At 64.1% G+C, this 4,948-nt stretch carries 4 protein-coding genes and 1 tRNA gene; 3 read left to right on the top strand and 2 right to left on the bottom strand.

Going from position 1 to position 4,948, the window contains the following annotated elements; translation table 11 throughout:
• Nucleotides 1-212: 212 nt before the first annotated feature.
• Complete coding sequence (locus FS320_RS37830) at nucleotides 213-995, top strand: hypothetical protein (protein WP_152717427.1); 783 nt, start codon at nucleotides 213-215, stop codon at nucleotides 993-995.
• Nucleotides 996-1,330: 335 nt separating this feature from the next.
• Here FS320_RS37830 and FS320_RS37825 read toward each other — a convergent pair.
• Nucleotides 1,331-1,405, bottom strand: a tRNA-Gly gene (locus FS320_RS37825).
• 65 nt (nucleotides 1,406-1,470) lie between these two features.
• Nucleotides 1,471-2,562, bottom strand: a complete 1,092-nt coding sequence (locus tag FS320_RS37820; RefSeq protein ID WP_152717426.1) for a 2'-deoxycytidine 5'-triphosphate deaminase — start codon at nucleotides 2,560-2,562, stop codon at nucleotides 1,471-1,473.
• Between the two features lie 347 nt (nucleotides 2,563-2,909).
• Between FS320_RS37820 and apaG the strand changes: the two genes are divergently transcribed.
• Together apaG and argE are read left to right on the top strand one after the other, a co-directional pair.
• Nucleotides 2,910-3,302 (top strand): Co2+/Mg2+ efflux protein ApaG, encoded by a 393-nt coding sequence (gene apaG / locus FS320_RS37815; RefSeq protein ID WP_152717425.1) that lies wholly within the window; start codon nucleotides 2,910-2,912, stop codon nucleotides 3,300-3,302.
• Nucleotides 3,303-3,310: 8 nt separating this feature from the next.
• Nucleotides 3,311-4,483 carry an acetylornithine deacetylase gene (gene argE, locus FS320_RS37810; protein ID WP_152717424.1) on the top strand — a complete coding sequence of 391 codons (1,173 nt, stop codon included), beginning with the start codon at nucleotides 3,311-3,313 and terminating at the stop codon, nucleotides 4,481-4,483.
• Nucleotides 4,484-4,948 lie beyond the last annotated feature (465 nt).

The raw sequence follows: 4,948 nt of genomic DNA, 5'->3' as shown, positions 1-4,948 counted from the left end.
ATTCGGTGCCGGTGTCCGGACATGTCAAGCGGATGGCCCACCCGGTCAAGCACGGCCTGCCCCCTCAGATACCCTCTCCGGGCTGATTCTGCCGGGAGCCGGGACCCGCAGCGGGCAGGCTCCGCCCCTGATTCTGCCGGGAGCCGGGACCCGCAGCGGGCAGGCTCCGCCCGACGCGCCTTTCGATGCAGGTCCCCATCAGGAGATGAGCCATGCCTGTGATATGCCGTGTGTCCAACCTTATCCTCGTCGGCTCTCTGTTGCTCGCGCCAGGGGTCGCGCTGTCCCAGGACGCGACGATCAAACCTCATGTGCCGCTCGAGAAAACCATTGGCCAGACCACGCCTACAGGTCCGGTTCCGTCGCTCGCCGTGCTGAACGCGGCGGGCGCGAAGCTGGAAGGCGGCAAGCTGACCCTGACCGGCGTGGCGCCAAACTCGATCGTGTTCGCCGATCGTCCGGTGCGAGCAGCGGGTCACGTGATGACCGAGCAGTTCATCATGCAATGGGACGAGGGCAAGGACAGCTTCGCCAAGGATCCGCCCAACGCCACCGTATCGGTCCTGGGCGGTGACGGCTCGAAGGTCAGCGACGCCGTGGTGACGCTGAAGACGCCGAAACTCGAAGGCGGGAACCTGACCTTCGATGTCGTGGTGCTGGAAGGAAGCCTCGCCGGATCGAGCGGACCGGCTGCGCTGTTCATCGACCATTTCGCAGCCTTCGGCGGCGGCTTCCATGCAGGCGGCTTCCGTGCAGGCGGCTTCCACGCCGGTGGATTCGATGCAGCGCGCTTTGGCGGCTACCGCGGCGGAGCGTGGGCGGGTGGCCGCTATTGGCATGCCCCCGTCTATCATGGTGCTTGGTATGGTGCGGGTGCCACGGCGGCTGGCGTTGCCGCCGGTACCGCGATGGGAGCGGCCGAGGCGGCGAACCCTGACCTTGGTTACGGCGACGGCGGCCTGTGCGGCTATTATCCCTATGGACCGTGCTATTAGGCCGGCAGTGGCGTGGCCCCTTCTGAGCGGCTGCGTTGCCACGACATCCCTGCCGATCGGGGATGATCCGTTCTCGAAGGCCTTATCCTCCCGCAACCCTGACCGGGACCTTCGTAACTTGCTCCGTTGGAACATTCCGGCGGAGCATTTTTATACTTCGCGCGGTCCCGGGAAGTCATCGTAGGCTCGCGAGAGTCTTTCCGTGTCGATGTCCGGCGGAGCTTCGAATCGGCCACCGCACCGCGAAGAACGGGGCCTGAACAGCCTATAGGGATCGTGAAGAACGCGAGATGAGTGGCAGAGCGTCGGAAAGCCTTACCATCCAGAGAGTTGGATGGAGCGGGCGATGGGAATCGAACCCACGACATTCAGCTTGGGAAGCTGACGTTCTACCTCTGAACTACGCCCGCGTTCCTAATTCATATCCGGCATTGCCGGGATCCGGCAAGAGGGTCGACGGGGGCGTCGCAAAAGCTCAGCGGAAGTGCTTGGAGAGCTTCAGGCCCTGCGCCTGGTAGTTCGAACCGGCGCCCGCGCCGTAGAGCACCTTGGGGCGCTCGGCCATGCGCTCATAGACGAGGCGCCCGACGATCTGCCCATCCTCGAGGATGAAGGGAACGTCGCGCGAGCGCACCTCGAGCACCGCCCGGGCCCCCTCCCCTCCTGCTTCCGCGTGACCGAAGCCCGGATCGAAGAAGCCGGCATAGTGGACCCGGAACTCGCCCACGAGAGGATCGAAGGGCACCATCTCGGCGGCGTAATCCGGCGGCACATGCACCGCCTCCTTGGAGGCGAGAATGTAGAACTGGCCTGGATCCAGGATCAGGGTCCTGCTGGCCTCGGCATAGAGCGGCTCCCAGAAATCTGCAACGCGGCAGGAGCCGGGCTTGTCCACATCGACCAAGCCCGTATAGCGCTTGGCCCGATAGCCGATGAGGTTGTCGGGGCCGAAGCCCGAAAGATCCACGCTCACGGCGACACCGTCCTGAATGGACGGCTCAGCGGAGGTCACGACCCGCTCCCGCTCGTGAACTGCCTGGAGTTCGGCATCGCTGAGGCGCACGTCTCCCTTGCGCAGGCGCAGCTGCGACAGCCGCGTGCCGGTTCTGACCAGCACCGGGAAGGTGCGCGGCGAGATCTCGGCATAAAGACGGCCGCGGTAACCGGCGCCGATCGTGTCGAATTCCTGGCTGCGATCGGTGATGACCCGGGTGAAGACGTCGATTCGGCCGGTCGAGCTCTTGGGGTTTGCGGCAGCCGACAGATCCTCCGGCAGGGCCAGCTCCTCCTGCAGCTCGGCGATGTAGACGCTGCCCGTTTCCAGGATGGCGCCCTTGCTCAGGTCGATCTCGTGGAAGCTCAATTGGTCGAGCCGGTCTTGCACCGTATGATTGCGCCCCGGCAGGAAGCTGGCGCGGACCCGGTAGGCGCGGCGCCCCAGCCTCAGATCGAGGCTTGCCGGCTGGACCTGATCGGAGGCGAAGGGCGTCTCCGCTTTGATGGCCCCAGCCTCGGCAAGGCGCATGATGGCATCAGCCGATTGAATCCCGTCTTTGAACGCAACCATGTTCGTCTTCCGAGGGGGCCGCCCTCATTGAATTGTTGAGCCTGGCAGTATCTCTAGAGCATCGGACCCAAAAGTGGAAACCGCTTTTGGGATCAAGCCGATGCCCGCTATTTTTGGATGAGCGCATCGTCGGGAGCGGAAAACCGGGACCCCTTTTCGCTGACGCGGCCTCCTGGTTCCGCACGATGCACGAGGGTTGTTACGGAATTCTCAATCGCTTTCCTTGCCCGGGGTTTTCCGACGAGCAGGCCGTCGGCGGGCGCATTCCCGTCCCGGTCGATTGACGAGGCCCCAAGGCCGCCGTACCACGGGCCAATGGAACTCCACGACCGGCATGAGGCAGGCTCATGTATCAAGCTGTGACCCGCGGCATCTCGGTGACGGTGACACCCCGCTACATGCCCGAAGAATCCTCTCCCGAGCAGAGCCGCTATTTCTTTGCCTATACGGTCGAGATCATCAATGCGAGCCTGGAGAGAGTTCAGCTTCGCGCCCGTCATTGGCAGATCACCGACGAGCATGGTCAGGTCCAGGAGGTGCGCGGCGCGGGCGTGGTCGGAGAGGAACCCGTGCTGGGTCCCGGCGAGAGCTTCAGCTATACGAGTGGATGTCCCCTGCCGACGCCGAGCGGGACCATGCAGGGGACCTATCTGATGGAGACCACCACCGGCGAAACCTTCGACGTCGAAATTCCCGCCTTCTCGCTCGACATTCCCCGCACCAAGCGCGTGCTGCACTGAGGTTTTTAATGTCCCCCGACAATCAGCGGCTGACGCCGCTCGACATGCTGGCGAAGCTCGTTTCGTTCGATACCGTGAGTTCGAAGTCGAACCTGCCCCTGATCGACTTCGTCGAGAGCTATCTGGAGAGTTGGAACGTGCCCTATGTGCGCGTGCCGAACGAGGCAGGCGACAAGGCGGCGATCTATGCCACGATCGGGCCGCAGGATCGGGGCGGGATCGTGCTCTCCGGCCATACGGACGTGGTGCCGGTGACGGGCCAGGCCTGGACGTCCGATCCTTTCACCCTTCGCGTGGAGAACGGGCGTGCCTATGGACGCGGCGCGGTGGACATGAAGGCATTCGACGCGCTGGCGCTCGCAATGGTGCCTGAGTTTCAGGCCGCCCATCTCACGACGCCGATCCACATCATGCTCTCCTATGACGAGGAGACGACCTGCCTCGGGGTCGTCGACACCATCCGCCGTCTTGGACACGATCTGCCCGTGCCGAAAGCCGCCATCGTCGGCGAGCCGACGATGCTGGAGGTGGTGGACGCGCATAAAAGCGTCGTGACCTTCTCCACCACGGTGCATGGTTTCGAGGCGCATTCGTCAAAGCCCTATCTCGGCGCCAGCGCCGTGATGACGGCCGCCGAACTGATTGCGGAACTGAACCGCATCGGCGACGACATGATGGAGCGCGGCGACTCCAGCGGGCGCTTCGATCCGCCCTACACGACAGTGCATGTCGGCACGATCTCAGGGGGCACGGCGCGCAACATCCTGTCGAAGACCTGCACCTTCCATTGGGAGTTCCGCGGCCTGCCGAGCCTCGATCCGCAGGAGATCCCCGACCGGCTCAACCGGTTCGTCGAGGAGGTCGCGTTGAAACGTCTCAATCGCTTCGGCGCGTTCGGACGGATCGAGACCGTTCTTCATGCGGACGTGCCGGGCCTCGCGCCAGATCCCGGCTCGGCCGCGGAAGTTCTGGCCCTGCGCCTTGCCGGCAAGAACCACACGCAGACCGTGCCCTTCGGCACCGAGGCCGGCCATTACCAGGCCGCCGGAATTCCCACCGTCGTCTGCGGACCCGGCTCGATCAATCAGGCGCATCAGCCTGACGAGTACATTACCCTGGAACAGCTCGAGGCCGGTATGGCCTTCATGCGCCGTCTTGCGGCGACCTGCGCGAATTCGTGAATGGCATCTCACGTCATGGCCGTCCCCGGACTTGATCCGGGGACGGCCATCCCGATCAGGAGATGCGTCACCCTTAAGCCCTCATCCTGAGGGCCGCCGATGGCGGTGTCTCGAAGGACGAGGGCGTCTCCCGTGCGCTCTGGACCCTCCTTCGAGACGCCTGCTCCGCAGGCTCCTCAGGATGAGGCGAGAGGCAAGGAAGATCCGGATCACCGGCACAAGGCCAGCGATGACGGGGGCCGATAGAAACGGCTCAACTGTCGTCCCGGGCCGCATCGCGGAGCCCGGGATCCATAAACGCTAGAGCATCGGACGTGACTTCAAACTCACGTCCGATGTAATAGGGGCAAAACCGTTGGCGATCACGCTAAGGAGCAGCGGTCGCTGACCAGATCTGCCAGGCGCGGGACGGCTGGCGCATCAGCAATTCCCAGTCTATCGCCAAGATAGCTCCAGAATGACACT

It is taken from the genome of Microvirga tunisiensis, assembly GCF_009296175.1.
GTDB lineage: Bacteria > Pseudomonadota > Alphaproteobacteria > Rhizobiales > Beijerinckiaceae > Microvirga > Microvirga tunisiensis.
This window is presented reverse-complemented; position numbering and strand designations above follow the sequence as displayed.

Excerpts from the sequence above, each read along its gene's own strand:
- FS320_RS37830 (WP_152717427.1), top strand. The coding sequence starts at position 213 with ATGCCTGTGATATGCCGTGTGTCCAACCTTATCCTCGTCGGCTCTCTG.
- FS320_RS37820 (WP_152717426.1), bottom strand. The coding sequence starts at position 2,562 with ATGGTTGCGTTCAAAGACGGGATTCAATCGGCTGATGCCATCATGCGC.
- apaG (WP_152717425.1), top strand. The coding sequence starts at position 2,910 with ATGTATCAAGCTGTGACCCGCGGCATCTCGGTGACGGTGACACCCCGC.
- argE (WP_152717424.1), top strand. The coding sequence starts at position 3,311 with ATGTCCCCCGACAATCAGCGGCTGACGCCGCTCGACATGCTGGCGAAG.